The 20,770-nt window shown below is 46.3% G+C and carries 16 protein-coding genes; 10 read left to right on the forward strand and 6 right to left on the reverse strand.

What is annotated here, in order from left to right; genetic code table 11:
- The first annotated feature begins 45 nt into the window (after positions 1 to 45).
- From gmd to QVE43_RS09905, 6 genes are all read left to right on the forward strand, one after another.
- Positions 46 to 1,158 carry a GDP-mannose 4,6-dehydratase gene (gene gmd / locus QVE43_RS09880; RefSeq protein WP_288006686.1) on the forward strand — a complete coding sequence of 371 codons (1,113 nt, stop codon included), beginning with the start codon at positions 46 to 48 and terminating at the stop codon, positions 1,156 to 1,158.
- Positions 1,159 to 1,163: 5 nt separating this feature from the next.
- Positions 1,164 to 2,105 (forward strand): GDP-L-fucose synthase, encoded by a 942-nt coding sequence (locus QVE43_RS09885; RefSeq protein ID WP_038031033.1) that lies wholly within the window; start codon positions 1,164 to 1,166, stop codon positions 2,103 to 2,105.
- 86 nt (positions 2,106 to 2,191) lie between these two features.
- Positions 2,192 to 3,196 (forward strand): O-antigen ligase family protein, encoded by a 1,005-nt coding sequence (locus tag QVE43_RS09890; protein ID WP_288006690.1) that lies wholly within the window; start codon positions 2,192 to 2,194, stop codon positions 3,194 to 3,196.
- 138 nt (positions 3,197 to 3,334) lie between these two features.
- The gene (locus tag QVE43_RS09895; protein ID WP_288006693.1) at positions 3,335 to 3,763 is read left to right on the forward strand and encodes a glycosyltransferase family A protein; all 429 of its coding nucleotides are present in this window, start codon (positions 3,335 to 3,337) and stop codon (positions 3,761 to 3,763) included.
- Positions 3,764 to 4,156: 393 nt separating this feature from the next.
- Complete coding sequence (locus QVE43_RS09900) at positions 4,157 to 5,257, forward strand: glycosyltransferase (RefSeq protein ID WP_288006696.1); 1,101 nt, start codon at positions 4,157 to 4,159, stop codon at positions 5,255 to 5,257.
- On the forward strand, positions 5,238 to 6,509 hold the full coding sequence (locus QVE43_RS09905; protein WP_288006699.1) for an O-antigen ligase family protein: 1,272 nt from the start codon (positions 5,238 to 5,240) through the stop codon (positions 6,507 to 6,509). The genes QVE43_RS09900 and QVE43_RS09905 overlap by 20 nt, the downstream gene beginning before the upstream one ends.
- 15 nt (positions 6,510 to 6,524) lie before the next feature.
- Here the strand turns inward: QVE43_RS09905 and QVE43_RS09910 are convergent, their stop codons facing one another.
- From QVE43_RS09910 to QVE43_RS09935, 6 genes are all read right to left on the reverse strand, one after another.
- Positions 6,525 to 7,448, reverse strand: coding sequence for a glycosyltransferase family 2 protein (locus tag QVE43_RS09910; RefSeq protein WP_288006702.1), 924 nt, complete (start codon positions 7,446 to 7,448; stop codon positions 6,525 to 6,527).
- A 14-nt stretch (positions 7,449 to 7,462) separates the two neighbouring features.
- A complete protein-coding gene (gene glf, locus QVE43_RS09915; protein ID WP_288006705.1) occupies positions 7,463 to 8,575 on the reverse strand; it encodes a UDP-galactopyranose mutase in 1,113 nt (370 codons plus the stop codon).
- A gap of 24 nt (positions 8,576 to 8,599) precedes the next feature.
- A complete protein-coding gene (locus QVE43_RS09920; protein WP_288006708.1) occupies positions 8,600 to 9,508 on the reverse strand; it encodes a glycosyltransferase family 2 protein in 909 nt (302 codons plus the stop codon).
- A gap of 26 nt (positions 9,509 to 9,534) precedes the next feature.
- On the reverse strand, positions 9,535 to 10,854 hold the full coding sequence (locus QVE43_RS09925; RefSeq protein WP_288006711.1) for an oligosaccharide flippase family protein: 1,320 nt from the start codon (positions 10,852 to 10,854) through the stop codon (positions 9,535 to 9,537).
- Positions 10,855 to 10,953: 99 nt separating this feature from the next.
- The gene (locus tag QVE43_RS09930; RefSeq protein WP_288006714.1) at positions 10,954 to 11,529 is read right to left on the reverse strand and encodes a hypothetical protein; all 576 of its coding nucleotides are present in this window, start codon (positions 11,527 to 11,529) and stop codon (positions 10,954 to 10,956) included.
- A 14-nt stretch (positions 11,530 to 11,543) separates the two neighbouring features.
- Complete coding sequence (locus tag QVE43_RS09935; RefSeq protein WP_288006717.1) at positions 11,544 to 13,919, reverse strand: TonB-dependent receptor; 2,376 nt, start codon at positions 13,917 to 13,919, stop codon at positions 11,544 to 11,546.
- A 114-nt stretch (positions 13,920 to 14,033) separates the two neighbouring features.
- On the opposite strand from QVE43_RS09935, the gene QVE43_RS09940 reads away from it, so the two are divergent.
- The 4 genes from QVE43_RS09940 (at position 14,034) to secDF (ending at position 20,649) form a co-directional block, all read left to right on the forward strand.
- Complete coding sequence (locus QVE43_RS09940; protein WP_288006720.1) at positions 14,034 to 16,028, forward strand: HAMP domain-containing sensor histidine kinase; 1,995 nt, start codon at positions 14,034 to 14,036, stop codon at positions 16,026 to 16,028.
- A gap of 50 nt (positions 16,029 to 16,078) precedes the next feature.
- Entirely contained in the window at positions 16,079 to 17,056 is a 978-nt protein-coding gene (locus QVE43_RS09945) for a MoxR family ATPase (protein WP_038031010.1), read from the forward strand.
- Positions 17,057 to 17,114: 58 nt separating this feature from the next.
- Positions 17,115 to 17,507: a hypothetical protein gene (locus tag QVE43_RS09950; RefSeq protein ID WP_288006724.1), complete on the forward strand. Its 393-nt coding sequence runs from the start codon at positions 17,115 to 17,117 to the stop codon at positions 17,505 to 17,507.
- Positions 17,508 to 17,634: 127 nt separating this feature from the next.
- Entirely contained in the window at positions 17,635 to 20,649 is a 3,015-nt protein-coding gene (gene secDF, locus QVE43_RS09955; RefSeq protein WP_288006727.1) for a protein translocase subunit SecDF, read from the forward strand.
- Positions 20,650 to 20,770 lie beyond the last annotated feature (121 nt).

Below are 20,770 nucleotides of genomic sequence, written 5' to 3' on the forward strand. Positions count from 1 at the left end.
AAATAAAGAATATTTTTATTTTTGCACAAAACGATAACCATATTTATGACCAAGCGCGCACTCATTACAGGCATCACCGGGCAAGACGGTGCTTATCTGGCCCGTTTTTTACTATCGAAAGGTTATGAGGTGCATGGTATTAAGCGACGCACTTCCCTGTTTAATACTGACCGGATAGATGATATTTATCAGGACCCCCATGATGAAGGAGTGCGCTTTCATTTACACTATGGTGACCTGACCGACTCTCTGAACATTACCCGCATTATACAGGAAGTACAACCCGATGAAATTTACAATTTGGGGGCAATGTCGCATGTGCAGGTAAGCTTTGCAATGCCGGAATACACTGCCAATGTGGATGGCCTGGGTACCTTGCGCATATTAGAGGCTGTGCGCCTTCTGGGGCTCACGCACAAAACCCGTATTTATCAAGCCTCCACTTCGGAGTTGTATGGTATGGTGCAGGAAATCCCGCAAAAAGAAAGCACGCCGTTCTATCCCCGTTCGCCCTATGCCGTAGCCAAGCTGTATGCTTATTGGATTACCGTGAACTATCGCGAGGCTTATGGTATGTACGCCTGTAATGGCATCTTGTTTAATCATGAAAGCCCATTACGAGGCGAAACTTTCGTTACGCGTAAAATAACCCGTGCAGCGGCACGCATCGCTTTGGGCTTGCAAGACACTTTGTACTTGGGCAACCTGGACGCCCGCCGGGACTGGGGGCATGCCAAAGATTATGTGGAAGCCATGTGGCTGATGCTGCAGCAGGAAAAACCCGAGGATTTTGTAATAGCTACGGGCGTAACCACTTCTGTACGTGAGTTTGCCCGTAAAACATTTCAAGAGTTGGGCATAGAGCTGCGTTTTGAAGGTGAAGGCGTCGAAGAGCGGGGAGTAGTAGCTGCATGTCATGGCGATTTTCAGTTACCCGAAGGTAAAGTGGTCATTCAGGTGGACCCACGTTATTTTCGCCCGGCAGAAGTCGATTTGTTGATAGGCGATGCATCGAAAGCACGCCGCCAATTGGGATGGAACCCTTCCTATGATTTGGATGCGCTCGTTAAAGAGATGGTGCGGGAAGACCTGCAACTCTTTGAGCGTGACAAATATCTGAAAGAGGGCGGGCATAAAACCAAAAACTATCACGAATAGAAGACATGGAGAAGCAAGCCAAGATATATGTAGCCGGCCACCGTGGCATGGTAGGGAGTGCCATCGTGCGGCGCCTGCAAGCAGAAGGATATACAAACCTTGTTTTACGCACTTCAAAAGAGTTGGATTTGCGTGAACAGGCAGCCGTACGCCGTTTCTTTGAAGAGGAAAAACCGGAGTACGTCTTCTTGGCGGCAGCAAAAGTAGGCGGTATCTTGGCCAACAATACATACCGGGGCGAGTTTATTTACGATAACCTCATGATTCAGTCCAATGTGATTCATGAGGCATACAGACAGGGCGTAAAAAAGCTTTTGTTCTTAGGTTCCTCTTGTATTTATCCGAAGTTTGCCCCGCAGCCTATCAAAGAAGAGTATTTGCTGACCGGTGCCCTGGAACCTACCAACGAACCCTATGCCGTGGCTAAAATTGCCGGCATTAAGCTGTGTCAGGCATACCGCGATCAGTATGGCTGCAACTTTATTTGTGCCATGCCTACCAACCTCTATGGTCCGGGCGATAATTTTGACTTGCAGACTTCCCATGTCATGCCTGCACTGATTCGCAAGTTTTTGGAAGCCAAAGCAAAAGGGCAATCTTCGGTATCTGTTTGGGGGACCGGCAGCCCACGCCGCGAGTTTTTGTATGTCGATGACCTTGCCGATGCCTGTCTTTTTTTGATGAAACATTATGATGAGAGAGAGATCATCAATGTGGGGACGGGTGAAGATATTTCCATCAAAGAGCTGGCCGGGCTTATCAAGGAGATGACCGCCTACACCGGCACCATTGACTGGGATACTTCCAAACCCGACGGCACACCGCGCAAACTGCTGGATGTGCAACGCTTGCATGCGTTGGGGTGGAAGCATCAAACAAGTTTAAAAGAAGGTATTACGAAAACGATCGCTTATTATCTTGACAATCAAAAAGATTTGCACGACTAAACTATTAAAATCATGTCGAACGATCTTTCGATATACTCCCTGGGTGAAGCCCCTGTTTATGGCCGTTTAAATAAACAAGCAGCCACATGGCTGTTGTTTGTCTGCTCTTATTTATGAACTTACAAACACTATCCATTACAGGATGGGTTTTTGAGCAAGAAGAAAGCGGAGTGGTAGTAAAGGTGTATCAGTTAATTTTACTTCTTTCTGTACCTGTTGTGATTTATTCATTCAGAGCACTTACTAAGTACATTCCTAACTACATCTGGCACTGGGTGGTGTGGGTTGTTTTTAGCTCGATTGTTGGATATTGGATTCATGGTTTTAATAAACTTTTAATCAATTATTTATTGTCGTTTATAGCCATGTTTTTGGGTGTGCTTTGGGGTCTGTCTTTGCCTAAAGAAGCCATCATAAAAGCTATACGGTACACGCTGCTTGCCATGCTGGCAGCTGTTTATGTTAAAATGGTTGTTTTTTTCGATGCCATTCTTTTATTCTTTAATGAGCCCTGGCGTGGGCACCCCTATTTCCCCATGTTTTACGGTGGAGGACCTAACTTGGAAGCCACTTGGATTGCTTTCTTTTCGGTTTTTTTTATGTCCAAAAATAAAAAGTGGCTTTTTTATCTTGTTTGGGGGGCTTGCATGTCTGTAGCTTTCATTTACGCGTCCCGGGTAGCCATTGTGTTGAATGTCGTAACAGCTTTTTTATTTTATTTTTCATCCTATGTTCGTAGATGGGAGCGGCAGCTTTTAATAGTTTTAGGGGTTGTGGGGGTAATGTATGCGGCAGCATCTGTGGACTGGGAAGCCGTGGGTGAAAAGTTCGTGGGCTTGCAACGACTGCTGTATATTGGTAAAACAGAAGATAAAGGCATGCAAGGGCGCTTTGAGCTATGGGAGGCTTACCCGGAAGCTCTTCGCTTAGGTTGGTGGAGTGGCGTGGGGGCAGGTAATACCGTGCCGGTGATGGAAAAGATGAAGGAGAAAGCCTTTCCCGAAGACAATGTTCATAATATCTATATCCAATTCTTAGTGATTTTGGTGCTATTGGTGGTATGTTGTTTCTTATTCTGGCTGCAAATTTAGTGAAAGACTATTTATTTAAGAACCGTAACAATTTGTTTCTACTATCCTTAATACTTTATCTTGTAGCCGGACTTGTGCAATTCAGAGGCGGGGAGCCTTATTTTTATTTAGTATTGGGACTTTACATAGGTACGAAGTATGGACAATCAAACAATCAAAACTACAGTGCTCATCCCACATTACAATAATCTTGAAGGATTGTACAAGTCATTGGAGAGCATCTCGTCGCATCCTAAAGTGCGTGTTTTAATAGTAGATGACGGTAGCAGAGCCGAACAACGTCCCGGCGAGGCTGAGCTTCAAAAACGATTTGGGCAAAAAATGGAGCTGGTCTTGCTATTGAACGAGCAAAATCGTGGCATTGAACATGTATTGAATCAAGGATTAGAATATATTCTCCGCCATTTCCCTGACTGCCCCTATATTGCCCGCTTAGATTGTGGGGACATTTGTCATCCGGAGCGTTTTGCTATTCAGGAGCGATATATGGATGAACATCCGGAAGTGGCGCTTCTGGGATCTGGGTCGATTTTTATGACTACGAAGGGGAAACTATTTACCTTATAAGACTCCTACGAGCATCAAAGAATTAAAAAAAAAATGTATTTAAAAGTGTCTATTTATTCATCCCTCTGTAATAATGCGCGTCAGCCATTAGGATATAGGTTTATATCCGTATGAACTACCCGGCAGCAGAGGATTATGCTTATTTTTTTAAATTTGTAAAGCAATTCAACAGCAGTTATTCCCCAATCTCTTACTTATGTGATGGAACCCGAAGGAATTTCATGCACCAAACGAACAGCAATTGAAATCCCGAGATAAAAGTGATTTGGGCAAACCGGAATTTCGGCAACCTTTATTTTTGGTTGGGTTTATTAAGAGCTTGTACCTTGTTGCTACTGCCATATTCTTGGATTCTTTTTTTAAAACGCAGATTGAATATTCAGTAAATAACGCATGAAGACAATTATCCATGTAGCAGAAGCATTTGGTGGAGGAATTATTGAATTTATTCTACAGATAGTAAAAAATCAACCCGGATATCGACACATCATCATTTATGGTAAAAGAGGGGTTGATATAGACGCTGTGCGAAAACAATTCCCGGAGAATGCCGGTTTTGTGGAGTGGCCTTTTGCTCAGCGGGAAGTACACCCAATAATGGACTGGAAAGCATTCCGTAGCCTTCGCCGTATTGTAAAGAAAATACAACGAGAGCATTCCGTGCAGGCAATTCACTTGCACTCATCCAAAGCCGGCTTCTTGGGCCGCTTCGCACTAAGAGGCGTAGTGCCCGGGCAGCGGCTTATTTATACGCCTAATGGGCTTGCTTTTGCACGCCAAGACGTTAGCAAGACAATGCGACTGTTTTATGTGTTGCTTGAGTGGGTGGCTGCGGCTTACGCCGGCAGGGTTATTGCCTGTGGGGCTTCCGAGGCTGCCTTGATGAAAAAAGCAGGCATTCGTGCTACTTATATCAATAATGGTACGGCTTTTTGCCCGGAAGAGTATCCGGTAACGAGAAAGCTAAAGAACAAACCGGAAGAAAAGGTAGTACTTACTGTGGGAAGGGTTTCCATACAGAAAAACCCGGTTATGTTCAACCAAATTGCACAACGGTTTGAGCAAGAGCCTCACCTGCGTTTTATTTGGGTGGGTGAAGGTGAGCTTAGCCACGAACTTACCGCATCCAACATAGAGCTTACCGGTTGGCTGTCCAAGGCTGAGGTGATAGCCCTGCTCAAGCAGGCTGATGTGTATTTATCTACTGCTTTATGGGAAGGGCTGCCGTTTGCAGTTTTGGAAGCCATGATGTGCGAGAAACCTTTACTTTTGCACCGGTGTGTCGGAAATGAGGATTTAGTAATAGAAAACCAAAATGGTTTCTTGTTCGATAAAGTCGACGAAGCTGTTGCCGCTTTGCATGACTTGCTGAAGGCACCGGAAGAAAAAATAGCTCACATGGGAAAAGAATCGCGGCGTCTATGTGAACAACATTTCAATGCCCGGCAAATGGCAGAGCTTTATCGTAAGGCATATGAAGGCAATTTTGAATAAGAAAGTATATTTCGTACTGCTCATTTTGGTGATAGCTTCACTGCCCTGGCATGAGCACCTCAATGGAGCGTGCACGCTTCTGCTGATGTTATGGACCTTTTTATACAATCTTTACCACCGGCCGGCATGGCATGAGTGGAGAGAGCGTTCTTGGATGCTTTTGCATTGGGCATGGTATGCGTTGTTTGCCATAGGGCTGCTGTGGACTGCCGATTATAGCGAAGGCATTTTCAACTTGGAAGTGCACATGCTGCTTGTATTGGTGCCTTGGATGTGGGCAACGGCGCCTGTCCTTAGTAAGAAATACATAGACTTCTTATTGACTATATTTGTAGTCTCGGTACTATTTGCTTTGTCTTATACTTTGGGCGGTGTATTCCCTTTTTTCAAAAAACATGGGGTTGTTAGTATGTGGATCATAGGAAGAAGCACCCCCTTTCATCATGGCCACTTTGGTATGTATTTATTATCATCATTTTTAATCGCTTTTCTTAAAATAACAGAATCACACGCCCTTTTGCACAGAATATCCTGGGGAACAGTTGCAAGTATTCTAATTGGAGGAGTTTTGTTGATAGGAGCAAAAGCAGCAATGGTTGCTCTTGCCGGAATTGTTTTTTGCATGATTATCAAAAAGATATCAGCACCGCTATGGAAACTGACTCTTTATGCAGTACCGATAGGTTTAACATTACTGTTATTGTCCTTCTTGGTTTCTATACATTCATGGGAGCATGAGAAATATCAAATGGCAATCGACTATAAGATTAATTCTCGGTCAGTATTTGATATTATAGGCTTTTTGCAATACAGCTTCTACCACCGCTTGGGGCAATGGCATTGCGGCGTGGAAGTATGGACGCAAGACTGGAAAACCTTTCTTTTTGGGGTGGGCACCGGCGATGCTACACAAGCCCTGAATGCTTGTTATACTGCCAATGGGTGGGACTGGCTTCAGGGATATAGCACACACAATGAATTTTTGGAAGAGGCTGTGCGGCACGGGCTAATAGGGTTGCTGCTTTTGCTTGCCGTATTTCTCTATCCGGTAATCCGGAGCATCCGGCGGGGCAATTATTGGTATGTGTTTCAATCCGTGGCATTCTTTGCGGCACTTATGATAGATTGCTATCTGAGCAATCAGAAGGGAATTGTGTGGTATATGTGGATAGGCAGCCTGTGGTATTGCTTGCCCCGGGAAAGTACAGGCAAAGCTACTTTCGCCGAGGCAAAAGCTTCCTCAGATGCTTGATTGTTATTATTATTTTTACAAACGCTCGTAATCAACCTTGCCCAGTTTCCCCCGGTGCCCTGCATAAATGGCTTTAAACATCTTCTTTAAATGCTGCTTGCTTGCATCTTTAAATATATGTTTTCTGGACAACCATAGCTTGGCAATGGTTTTGGGAAGGTAAAAAAAGTAATACTTAAATGGAGGACTATAAAGTCTATTGGTAAAAGTATTGTTCCTAAAGCTATAATATAGCTTCCATGGAGCTGCCTTTACAAGAAGGATAGGGGGAATAAATGGAAGCAAATGTATAGGTACATACTCTGTTGGCGGATGATATACCCTGCTTTGGGGAATGTAAAAAACTCTACTATTGGCTTTCTTTCGTGACCGCCAACAATATTCTGTGTCATCGCCCCAAATGAAAAATTCTTTGATAGGAAACCCAATTCTTTTAATCAATACGGTAGATAAGAATATAGCCAAAAAAGGCACTCCCGATACTTCTATAGGTTGTTCGCCCAGCTGTTTTACATCTTTTATTTTACGTCCATCGATGTCTTTGGTAATCCAACAAAGCTGCTCCGGCTTTTGGGCATCTACCGCTACACTGCAGTAAATGTTGTTGGGATCATCGGCCTGCTGCACAAGTGCTTGTAAAGCCTCGGGATGCGCAATGCAGTCGTCATCCATAGCCCAAACCCAATCAACATTTTGTTTCAAAGCCTCTGCAAATCCGGTATAAAACCCACCGGCACCACCTAAGTTTTCTTGATGTACGGCATATATGTCTTTCTGCTCGGCGAGCCATTCAGAGGTTCCGTCAGTGCTGCCATTATTAACAACAAGAATACCCTCTAAAGGATGGCTTTGTTTGCGAAGGGCTTCTATACATTGTTTCAATAGCTCCAAGCGGTTGTAAGTAACTACAACCGCTATTACCTTTTTATTCTTCTTCATTGAAATACAAAGGTTTATGAATGTGCAGTTTTTTGTAACTCGATTTCTTTTTTAGCCTTAGCCAAAGCGGAGCCAATAACTTGATGCATATCGTAATATTTGTACTCAGCAAGGCGCCCCCCAAAAATGTATTTGTCTTTTAACTCTTCGGCAAGCGTTGCATACTGCTTGTAGACTTTATTATTGCGCTCGTTATTGATGGGGTAGTAAGGTTCTTTGCCTTTGCTCCATGCTTCGGGATACTCCTTAGTAATTACTGTGTTGGCTTGCTTCCCAAAAGTGAAGTGCTTATGCTCGCAAATACGCGTATAGGGAATCTCATACTCTGTATAATTGATAATGGCATTGCCTTGGTAGTCTCCTTCATGTACTTCATGCTCGAAGCGCAAAGTACGGTATTCCAGTTCTCCGAATCGATAACCGAAAAATTCATCTATCTTGCCTGTAAAAACTACTTTTTGAGCAATGCTGTCAAAGTATTCTTTATTGGCAAAATAGTCGGTATTGAGTCGCACTTCTATTCCTTCTTGCATACGCTCCACCATGCCGGTATAACCATCCACCGGAATTCCTTGGTAACAGTCGTTAAAATAGTTGTCGTCAAAGGTAAGCCGGATGGGGAGGCGCCGAATGATGAATGTGGGTAACTCCTTCGGATCGCACATCCATTGCTTCATGGTATACCCTTTAATGAATATTTCATAGATTTCTCGTCCTACCTGCGATAATACCCACTCTTCTAAATTCTGAGGATTGGCAATAGGCACCTTTACTTCTTCCAGCTTTTTCTGCGCTTCTGCCGGAGTTTTTACTCCATATAACTGGTATAAGGTAAATAAGTTAATCGGAAAAGAATAGATCTTTCCCTTATAATACACCTTGGGGCGGTTGACATAATGATTGAACTTGGTAAAGCGGTTGACGTATGCCCATATCCTGTCGTCACTGGTGTGAAATATATGAGGTCCATACATATGAACATCAATACCTTCCCGCTTTTCTGTGTATACATTTCCCCCCGTATGCGGACGCTTGTCTATGATTAGGCATCGGTAACCTGCATCCGTCATTTCTCTTGCAAAGACGCTGCCAAATAAACCGGCTCCTACAATCAGGTAATCGTACATATCCTGTGTTTTTTGATTTTGAATTTATTTTATATCAACTTTTCCTAAGCGATTGGTAAGCCCATGGAAAATTGCCTTAAGGTATATCCATAAATTTTTAGGCGACTTGTCGATTTTCATCGCTTTGTAAGTAGCAATGAGCAAATATTTAGGGAGGTACTTTCCTACAAAAGCAAGAGGGTGTGCATGTTTTTTTAAGGTATGGATAGAGTTTCGCAATTCATAAAACATTTTGTGGTAGTCATCAATAGGGAATGTCAAATCAATCCATAAAATCTTTTTCTGAAGATGCTTGGGACTGGGGTGCCTTACTATTGCTTTCGTAACAATGTATATAGGGAAATTGATTTTTTTAAGACGAAGTGCATATTCTGCGTCATCGCAGCGGATAAAATAATGAGGGTTGGGATACCCTGTTTTTTGAATGGCTTCTTTGGGCAATAGTACTCCCAGGAAACCGAAAAAAAGAGAGCGAATGGCTTCTTGATTGTTTATTTCCGATGGTCTAAAATATGTTCTTTTAGAAGGATATTCACTTATTGGAAAGCATACTTTGTCATCTTCTTGATTGCTGTGGGGAACACAGGTCACTACTGCTTTTCCATGAAGTTGGTGCTTTTCTAAGAATGTTAGCAGCTGCTCTAAGGCATCCGGTTCAGGCATGCAATCATCATCCATCAGCCATACATAATCTGCCCCTTGCTCATAAGCAGTTTTTACGGCGGTGTATTGTCCCCCGGAGCTCCCGCTGTTTTCTTGATTCACAATCATTAAGTCATTTTGTGCTTGTAGCCAATCGAGCGTGTTGTCTGTGCTGCCATTATTTATAACAATAATCTTATCGGGCTTGCGTGTTTGTTTGCGCAGCCGGTCAATACATTCTTTTAAAAGAGGGAGGCGGTTGTAAGTAACAACGCTTGCAAAAATTTTCATATTTATCAGTGTTTTCTATTCCGTTTTTAGCTTGTTTTTATTGCATGCATGAGCGCATACTTCCGCTTGTAACCTATGTAAAACAGAACACCAATGACTATTTCTGTGAATACAATCCCCAGCGATACAGCATAGGTGAGCATTGGCGGATTTTGCTGCCAGAATAGGCAACAAATACCTTGCCATACTAAAGCCAACCCCCCCCCTGAAAGAATAGCCCGGCTAAACACTTGATTGTGTCCGTAGGCTATTAAGGGAAGGCTAAACCAGACATGCGTGGCAACGATTAAAGGAATGGGCGACAAAATTCTCAGCAACTTGGTAAACATCTCTACATTTTGACTGTCAACTCCTATTAAAGAGCCGATCCAAGGAGCAAGTAAGGCTATGAAAATACAACCAAATAAGCAACTTATCCATAATGGAGTATAAACTTTTCTTATATAACTATTAAGTGCTTTAATTGCCAGTTGGGTGGCTTTGTGACAAACTCTTGGGTAAATTACATTTACAAATGCAGATAATGCATATTTTGCAATGATGATGACTTTGAAAGATAGACTAAACAATCCTACCAATAGGTTGTTGGTGAAAAGCTTAAGAACAATGGTAGGTAAGTGGGTGTAAAGGGTAGGCACAAGCGCACTTGTAAAAAAAGGCAGCCCCTCTTTCAATAAGCCTTGTACTTCTTTTGAATCGAGCCAATCTTTTACGTTTAGCAGGGAGTGCAGGGCTGGGCGGAGTGTATAAATAGCATAACTCATTCCGAATATTCCCATAAAAGCATACGATACGGCGTAAGCATGCACAGCATAACTTAGATCGTTGGCTGTCTTTACGGTTGTTAGTACAAACACTACAAGTACAGCCTTGCTAAGTGCGTTGAGCATACTTATGAATTTGAATTTTTCAATCCCTTGAAAATACCACATGGGAAAGATTGAGTAACTTAAAATGACTAGAAATAAAGAAATAAAAGCTGCCGGCTCATATTCCTTGACATGCAAATAGGTGAACGCTATAAAAATGAAAAGACCAAGAAGAAGAGTAATGACAACCTTGATAAAGGTAACATGAAGCAGTAGTTGCGCCTTGCGAGAAAGAGAGGTTTCTTGGGCTACACGTTTGGTTGCTGAAAGTAGAAAACCATAGTCGGTTAACAAAAAACCATACTCCATAAGTGTTTGTAAAAAGGCAAAAGCGCCATATTGTGCTTCTCCCAAGGTGTTAAGCAAATAGGGAACCAAAATGAGGGGAGTTAAAAGATTGCTTAACTGCCAAAAACCGCTGGCAATGGAGTTCTGAAATAGCGAAGAAGCAAATAATTTTTTTAGTAAAGAGCGCATCTAAAACAGCCGTTTATTGCGGCAAAGATAGTTGCTTATGTTTAAAAACGAAAAGCAACCCGGCAGGGCTGCTTTTCTTGCACATTTGGTCTATTGAACTTATTGTAAACTTACACTAAACGTCGCCTGCACATCGGTTTCGCCGCCTATGAGTGCATCGTAAGCCCAAGGTGTTGAAGCATTGTTTTTCGATTTGTCGCCTTCATGAATGAGCAACACAGTGAAATTTTGGGCTGCAGCCACACCGGACGCCGTCGTAACCCGGAAGCGCAAGCCCAGCGGTTGCCCGTTGCTGTCTTGGTCCAGATACTCAAAACCGGCAAACAAACTGCTTCCGAAGCCATAATACAACTGATGCTCTTCGGCTTCTTCAGCCACTTCCAAAGAGATATCTTCGGCAGGCGATTTGCTCTCATCCAGCAACTTTACTTGCGCTTGATACGTGGCGCCGGCTTTCAAACTTCCGTTGGTGATGACCGGTGCAGCAGGACCGTCGCCATCTTCATCGTACCAGCGAAGCGTAACCACATCCGAGGCATCGTTTTGATTGGTGAAGGTAACCTCCACAGTAGTAATGAGCTCCGACTCATTGACCGGCTTGGGGTCGTCTTTTTTGCAAGCGCTCATAAATACGCCTGCCAGCACAACTGCGAAAAAGAAAATTTGCTTTCTCATACTTTTTTTGAGTTTTAATGAAACATATATTGAACAGAAACGGAAACATTGCGTCCCAAGTCATCGGCAAAGTACCGCCAACGGTTCAGATAAGAGCGGTAAGCCCGGTTGAACAGGTTTTCTACTTCCAAGGCAAAACGCCAGTGCGACGTATAGCTGCCTTCTATACGCCAATGAAACAACCAGTAATCATTGGGGGGCGGCATGAAATCCCAGGCTTGTGTTTGCTGTTCCGGGCGGCTGCCTACCTCGGCAGGAGCGACTACCGCCGGCAATGACCAGGCAATACCCGCATATTCGGCCGCCAGTTCTACTTGTATGCCCGAGAATTTTCCCCATCTTTCTTTTTGCCAAACGAAAGCCCCGCGATATGCCGGAGGCGGTACCCGGTTCAAACCGGCATTCCTTGTTATATCGTGAGCCCACAGCACACTGCCTTTATGTGTGGTTTTCAGAAAGGGAGCTATCTGCCATTCCCACAACCAATCGCTGCCCGCCCACAGTACGTCGGTTTGATGATAGCGAAACACAGGAAAGGCGCCCCGGATGGTAAGACGCAAGTCGGCAGCTTCCAGATTTACATAATTTTGAATATAACTCAGGTGAGGCGTGAGGCTTAGCCGGTGTGCCCCCTTGTGAAATACCCACTGGTTTACCCAGCGGTAAGTTTCCTCAAATCGTAGTTCGGTCCCGGGCGCATAATATCCGTTGGTATCTACCAGCAGTCCTTCTTCTATCCACCCACTGCCGTGGTGCAGCCCTTGGCTGTAAAGCTCATTGATGGCCGGCAGACGGCGGTTCCATGCCCAGGAAGAAGTCCATGACCATGCCTCTGACAGGTGCGTGTGAAAGCCTGCATTGAACTGAACATTCAGCTTCTTAAAATCAGGGGTGAATAGCCGGTTTTGGTAGTCGAAAATCCACACCTGCGCACTGTTATAGTCAAAGCGAACGCCCCAGTTCCATTCCATGTGGGCAAGAGGAATGGTGTTTGCCCAGGCAAGACTCACCTGTTGACGGCGATAATCCGGCAGTATAGGACGGGTATTGGTTTCTTCGGTGCGATTCAGGTTGTCCTGCCAAAGCCATTCTGCCGCCAAACTGCTCTCTATCTGTTTCAAAAAATGAAAATCGCTTTGCACACGCAGGTGCTGTTGCAGGAGGCGCATCCATACAGCAGGCAGCTTGCTGCGGCCGCCCCGCCGCACGTCATACTCCTTGCGGGTATTTATCTGCAAGCTATACACAAAACGCCAATCGGCCTTCGGGCCATGGCGGTGCGATTGCAGGCGCCAACTATGATGCGCGACCTCTTGTTTGGGGTGCTCAATTTCATAACTGAAAGGGGCAATGTACCATGGTTCTTGGCGTTCCATGGCGCGGGCAAGGTCATCGAGATTGCCCGTATGAGCTGCCCGCAGGATACCGTTCTCTGCGCCGAAGTAGTCATATTGCAGGTCGGCATCCCACCGGTGGAAGCGGTAGCCCAAGCCCATACCGGCACTTAGGCGACGATGGCCGGTGTTGGAAAGCATATAGTGGGCTGCCTGACGGTCGCCACTGCGCGCTGCTGTGCTGTGTAGTCTGAAAGCCAATTGTTTGGAGAGGCGTCCGCTGGTTTTTTGATGCAACAAAAAGCCCCGCCCATTGCTGTGTGCGTTCAATACCCACCGGCTCCGCAGGCTGTCCACGTCGCTTAGGGCTTGCTGCTTAAGAACCACAGCGCCCCCTATGGCATCGCTTCCCAGCAGCACGGCTTGCGCCCCTTTGATAACCTCTATTTGGTCATAAGCCAGCGGGTCCACTTCAGGGGCATGCTCGGCACCCCAGCGTTGGCTCCCCAAAGGGCTGCCTTCTACATTTAGCGCCAGACGGTTGCCCCAAAAACCGTGAAGCATCGGTTGAGCTATTTCGGCACCGGTGCGCAAGCTGCTTACACCTTCTACCTCTTCCAGCATGCGGCTTAGCGGCTTGCCGGCTTGGCGCCATTGTGCTTCTTCGTTGATGGTCTCTACCACCACACTTTCATAAAGAAAAGGCTTGCTTTCTATCATTACCTCACCTACAGTCAGGGGGGCTTCCGATAAACGGTAATTGCGATGCAGGGAAGTACTCAATTGCAAGGTATCATAAAGCGATTGATAGCCTGTAAACGAAACTTCAATGATATAAAGTCCCGGACACAGCTTTTCCAGCCTGTAGTAGCCGTCGGAGCTGCTGACCGTTCCTTGTCCGCTATTTACTATGTAAATGGTAGCAGCAGGAAGGGGCACACCCTTTTCATCAACAATACGCCCGTCTAACTGTAGCCGGCAGTGCTGCGCCATGCCACTCCCGGAAAAAAACAACTGCCATAAACAGGCATACAGAACTGCTTTGTAATGAGGCATTTTATTTTCTTTTTGCAACAATGTTGCAAATATACTCTTTTTTGGATTCTCTGATAGTTTTTTCACAGACCATAAATTTTTATCTTACACATTAAAATTATTTACTTGGCAAGCATGTGGTCTGTTATTAAACGTTGGTCTGTACGCTATAAACTATTTGCAAGCTATGCCTTCTTTATTGCTTTGTTGGCAGGGCTTATGGCTATTAGTCTTTCATTTTACAACAAGCGCCGGAACATCAGCCTGCTTTCACAGCAAATGACCGGCGTGATGATACAGACCCTTCAGCTGGTGAAAATAGAGCAAAGTTTTTTCCTGACAGACCTGAAGAAGCCTTACTTCTACCGCTATGGGCGCAGCGAACTGATAGATAGGCACAAGCAGTTGTATGCCCATATTCAAAAGAACTTAGACACCCTCATGCAGATGCCTGTGGTGCAGAACAGCGACATACGCATGCACCTGAAAGACGCAAGGGAGCAACTGAGCATTTACCATGACAAGCTGAATCAGACGGTGGTGATTGTGCAGCGGATGGGCTATGGAAATTATGGTGAATATGGCGAGGTCATGCGTTTGGCAAAAGCCATAGATCATATTCCCTACTTGCCACGGGCTGAATGGATGGAGGTACGCTTGTGGGAACAAAAGTCAATCAAGAGCCTTGACCCTTCGAACCGGGAAAATTTGAAAAAAGCAATTGCACGCTTACGGCAGCGGGCGCGCCGCCTTATGCCCGCTTCAACTTTCCGGGAGTTTGAACAGCTGTTGACAGAATACGAGAACCATCTGCGCTGGTATTTTGTCTATTATCGTCAGATAGGCGAGGAGCAGGAAGGCGAAGGCCTGCGCTTTGAGCTGCGCCGCAGTGCCGACCGCGCTACCAATGCTCTTGAAAGAGCCCTGGAAGAAGTAGCCAAGCAGGACAGTCTTTTACAAGGGCAGTTTCAGAATATCATGATTGTTTCGTTTCTGATTATGCTTATTCTGAGTCTTACCTTTGGTTATTTCTTGTCTTACCTGATGACCATTCCGCTGCAGCACCTGACGAAAGTCATGCGACGCTACACTTCTTACATTGCACAGGGGCAATATGAACGCATCCGTTCGTTTTATGCTGTGCAGAAATTCACGGAAGACGAATTGGGCGAACTGACGGAGAGCTTTAACCGCTTGCTTTTTTCATTGCAGGATGCACTCAATAATTTGGAAGCCAAGCAGGAAGAGTTGGAAGAGGCCAATGTGACACTGGCAGACATCAACCGGCAGTTGGAAGCATCGAACAAAGCCCTTGAAGACCGGAACAAACAACTGCATCAAATATCGTTGGAAGTATCACAAAAGGCAGAAGAAAATGCCTTGCAGCGAAAATTGATTGAACATGAGCTGCGTATAAAAGAAAAAATGTATGCGGTTATTTCGCAGGAAATACGGGCGCCACTCAGCACACTGAAAGGTTTTTTGATTCTACTCACTTCACACGAAAATGTGTTGAGTGCCGAAGAAAAGAAAGACCTTGGGCAGCGTATGCTGGGCGAGCTTGAAAAAGCCCTTCTGCATTTGCAAGACATTCTGCAATGGATGCAGCAGCAGTCAACGGCTGCGCTCGACAGTTCCGTTTGTTTCGATGTGGTGCGTCATATACGTGAGAGCGTGGACCAATCGCGCCCGTTTATTGAAGCCAAGCAGCTAAGTGTTAATTTCCGGAATGCTTGCAATAAAATAGTAGCCGCCAAGATAGAAAAAGATGCCTTGTCTTTTGTGATTCGCAATCTTTTGTCCAATGCCATCCGTATGACTGCCCCGCAGGGCAGCGTGCACATAAGCATCGAATGCCCGGAAGACAGCAGCTTGAAGGTGTGTGTAGAAGACAACGGCATTGGCTTTAGTGAAGCCGAAATAAAGGCTTATCAAGAAGGAGTGCAAAAAATCAGCTATCAAGAGAAAAGCAAATTCAACACAGCAGTGCTCAACCTGCTGATGTGTCATGACTTTATCACCAAGAGCGGCGGCACTTTTTCGGTGGAAAGCACCCCGGAACGAGGCACCAAAGTGTGTTTTACGCTTGTCTTGGTCAACTATGGCATCAACATACCTTCTGCCGGCTAAGGACACCGCACAACAATTGCCCCTGCCCGGCGTTTAATTGAAAAAATATCATGAGCGTGACCACTGAACAACAAGTCAAGTATCTGCAGGAGCGTTTGTGGAAGCTGCTGGCAGAAGTCGATCAGGTGGTGCTTGGGCAACACGATACCATCAAATTGGTGCTTTCGGCCATGCTGGCAGGCGGGCATGCTCTTCTGGAAGGCGTGCCCGGCTTAGCCAAGACACTGCTGGTCAAAACACTGGCGCAGGCCATGCAGATGGACTTCAACCGCATTCAGTTTACGCCCGACCTGATGCCTTCCGACATCATAGGTACCGAAGTGATACGGCAACTGCCCGGCGGTAATCTGGAAGTGGAGTTTCGTCCGGGGCCTGTGTTCACGAACCTGTTGCTGGCAGACGAAATCAACCGGACACCCCCAAAAACACAAGCGGCTCTGTTGGAAGCCATGCAAGAGCGGGCCATTACCTATGCCGGTAATACCTACCCTTTGCCTTCGCCTTTTTTCTTGCTGGCTACTCAGAACCCCATAGAGCAATCCGGTACCTACCCTTTACCCGAGGCGCAACTTGACCGTTTTCTGCTGTATTTAAAAATGGAATATCCGGCTCAAGAGGCCGAACTGGAAGTGTTGCGCCAAACGGCTACCGAAAGTTTTTACGAGCCGGCGCCTGTCATGAATCGCGACGATTTTTTGGCGGCGCAGGCTTGTGTACAAAAAATTGCCGTGGATGAAAGCCTCATTGCGTGGATTCATCGCTGCATGCTGGAGAGCCGCCCACAAAGTACCACCCACAAGAGCATCAAACGATGGGTGCAATGGGGGGCAGGTACCCGTGCCGGGCAAGCCTGGTTGCGTGTAGCCAAAGCCCATGCCTTCCTTTCGGGGCGCTATTCGCTGGCGCAGGAAGATTTGCTGTTTGTGGCATTGCCTGTATTGCGGCATCGTTTTGTTTTAAACTTCGAAGCACAAGCAGAAAATATTTCGGTCGATGATTTAATCCTTGAAATCATCAACGCTTCCTAATATTTGAATGATTGAATGATATTCTATAAATTGCGCGCTGTTTGATGACAAATACAGCGTGAAATCGGTCCGTAAACATATTGCTGCTGCGCGTTATGCCTATATCTGGGGCTTGCTTGTCTTTTTCTTGTGGCAGGCTGCCGGTCAGGTCCATGCATGGAGCCTGCCCGCTCAGGCAGAGCAGCAGCAACAAGCCGTAGGTACCGGTAGCGCTTGTCAAGACACTCCGGCAGACCGGGAGGATACTTCCCAAGCCTGTTGGGAGCAAGGCATCGTCCACAAGGCTGTGTTATCGGTTTTGCGCTTCGATTTTAAACACCCTTTTCTTTTTCTTTTCAACATCAGCCTTCCTTCACCGGAGAGCACGCGCATTGCTTTCCCCGACTTTCCGCCCCGGCTGATATACTACGAGTATCTCTTCCGGTATTTTGTGGTGGTCAACGCCCCCTAAGCCACTTTTTTCCATTCGAACGAAGCCGGCTGCATGCATTGGCGAGCCGCCGGATGCACCTGTGGTGCGTCTGTCTTTTCCACCCACCGTATTGTATTCAATCAAAACCAAAAAATAAAAATAGACTATGTCAGCAAAAGGAGCTATCAAGTGGTTAGCCATTATACTGGGCATCCTGTCGGTCTATTATCTGTCGTTCACTTTGGTGCACTATAAAGTGCAGCGTGACGCAGAGGCTTATGCCACCGACAGCAACGGAAATATCGATTTCTCTTTAAAGCAACGTTACCTTGACTCCGTCTCTAACGTGACGGTTTATAATTTGGGATTCCGCTCGTTTACCTACGAGGACGTGCAAAAGCGCGCTTTGTCGCTGGGGCTTGACCTGCAAGGGGGCATGCACCTGGTGCTTGAGATATCGCCCGCCGATATCGTAAAGGCTTTGGCAGGGGCAAGAGCCAAAACCGAAGACTTTGAAAAAGCGCTGAAATTAGCGCAACAGAAGCAGCAAAGCAGTCAAGCCCCCTTCGGAACCCTTTTTGCCGAGGCTTACAAAGAAGTAAAGCCCGACGGCAACCTGGCGCGTTTGTTTGCCAATCCCGGCAATAAAGAGCTCACTTTCAACTCGAGCGATGAAGAAGTGGTGGCTTATCTGAACAAGGAAATCAACAATGCGGTAGATCGCGCCTTTGAAGTATTGCGCCGCCGTATTGACAAGTTCGGTGTGGCCAACCCCACCATTCAAAAACTGCCTGCCAGCGGGCGTATTCAGGTGGAATTGCCCGGTGTGGATAACCCCGAGCGTGCCAAAAAACTGCTTTCCGGCGTAGCCAAGCTGGAGTTCTACCGGGTATATCCGCTCAATGAATTGCAGTTCTCGCTCTTGCAACTAAGAGACTACCTGAAAATAGAAGACAGCGAAAGCAAGACAGACGCCACCAATCCGTTTGAAGCGGAAACAAAAACAGACGAACAAGCAAGCAATCCGTTCGAAGAAGCCGGCGACTCGGCAAGCCTGGCTCAAGCCGATTCCCTGAGTACGGGCGACTCGGTGAAAACAGAAGAAAGCCGGGCACAAGCCGATAGCGCTGCCACCGACTCTTTGAAAATAGAGCGCTCGCGTTTCGATGAGCTGTTTGTGCTTACAGGCTATGGCGTATATGTATCGGTAGAAGACACCGCCGAGGTGAATCGCATCTTGCAAGATGAAACCGTGCGTGCTTTCTTCCCGTCCAACGTGCGTATTTTGTGGGCTGCCAAGCCCGAAACCGGTGCAAACAACCCATTGGCCGGCAAGCTGGAACTCTACTTCATTGAAACGCAACGCGATGGCAAGCCCTTGCTCGAGGGCGATGTGATTGCCGATGCACGCCCCGATTATGATGAGAACGGACGCCCGGCTGTCTCTATGTCTATGAATGCCGAAGGGGCTCGTAAATGGGCGAAAATTACAGGCGAAAACATCGGACAGCGTATTGCCATCGTGCTCGACAACTACGTATATACGGCCCCTACGGTGCAAGCCGAAATCACCGGCGGCAACTCGTCCATTACCGGCAACTTTACGGTAGAAGAGGCGGCCGACCTGGCAAACGTATTGAAAGCCGGCAAACTGCCCGCACCGGTACGCATCGTAGAAGAAGCCGTAGTGGGTCCTTCTTTGGGTAAAGAGTCTATTCAGCAGGGTATCCTGTCTATCGTATTAGGTTTTGTGCTGGTGCTTGCCTTCATGGCGGTGTACTATGGCAGCAGCGGTTGGGTGGCCAACTTCGCCTTGCTTATCAACCTCTTGTTTATTTTCGGTGTGTTGGCACCTTTGGGCGCTGTGCTTACCTTGCCCGGTATTGCCGGTATCGTGCTTACCATCGGTATGGCAGTGGACGCCAACGTGCTGATCTATGAACGTATTCGCGAAGAGTTGAAACATGGCTTGCCTTTGGTTGGAGCCATTGAAAAAGGCTATGCCAAGGCGCTGAGCTCTATCATCGATGCCAACGTGACTACCTTCCTTACCGGCTTGATTCTCTATATCTTTGGTTCCGGCCCGGTGCAAGGCTTTGCTATCATCCTGTTAATAGGCATTGTTTGCTCGGTATTCTCTTCTGTCTTTGTATCCCGTTTGGTGGTAGAATACCTTGCCGGCGATGGTAAAAAACCGCGCATCAACTTCATCACCGCCCTTACCCGTAAAGTGTCGGAAAAACTCGACGCTCAAAACTTCGACTTCCTTGCCAATCGCAAAAAGGCATATGCCTTCTCTTCTGTAGTGGTTGTTTTGGGTATTGTAGCTACCCTTATCATGGGCGGCTTCAACTTGGGGGTTGACTTCAAAGGCGGCCGCTCTTATGTGGTAGAATTCGACAAGGCCGTATCGGCACAGGATATACGTGCTGCCTTAACCCCCGTGTTCGAAAACAAGGCGCCCGAAGTAAAAGCCTTCGGTGCCAACAACCGCCTTAAAATCACCACCAGCTACTTGATTGACGATGAAAGCGAAACAGCCGATCAAACCGTTCGGGAAGCCTTGGAAAAAGGTTTGGCGCAGTTCGGCGAGCTGAATCCAAAGGTGCTTAGCTCAAACAAAGTAGGTGCCACCATTGCCGACGACATACGCAATACTTCGCAATTAGCGGTCTTGTTATCTTTGGTGGTTATCTTCTTTTATATCTTGATACGTTTCCGCGAGTGGCAATACAGCTTGGGTGCCGTGATAGCACTCTTCCATGATGCCCTGGTGGTACTTTCCACCTATCAGTTGGCCAACTTGCTGGGCTTCTCTCTGGAAATCGATCAGGTATTCATTGCAGCCATGCTCACCATCATTGGTTACTCTATCAACGATACCGTGGTGGTGTTTGACCGCATCCGCGAATACCGCACCGAGTTTGGTAGCCTGCCCCTGCGCGAGCTGCTGAACAAAGCCATCAACCAAACATTGAGCCGTACAATCATTACGGCACTCACCACCTTCTTGGTAGTGTTTGTGCTGTTGCTGTTTGGTGGCGAAGTGCTGCGTGGCTTTGCCTTTGCCTTGGTGATGGGGGTTGTTTTCGGTACTTACTCTTCGGTGTTCATAGCCACCCCCATTGTGTATGACTTTACCAAGAAAAAAGCCGGCAAAGAAGCAGCAGGCAATGCATAAGCGCTGAAAGTCTGCACTTCTATAAATAAATATGAAAAGCCGTCCTTCCTGGGCGGCTTTTTTTATTGCGCACGCACCACCGGGCAAACAACTGTTTTTTGGTATTTTCTTTTGAAAAAAT

The organism is Thermonema sp., assembly GCF_026003375.1.
GTDB lineage: Bacteria > Bacteroidota > Bacteroidia > Cytophagales > Thermonemataceae > Thermonema > Thermonema rossianum.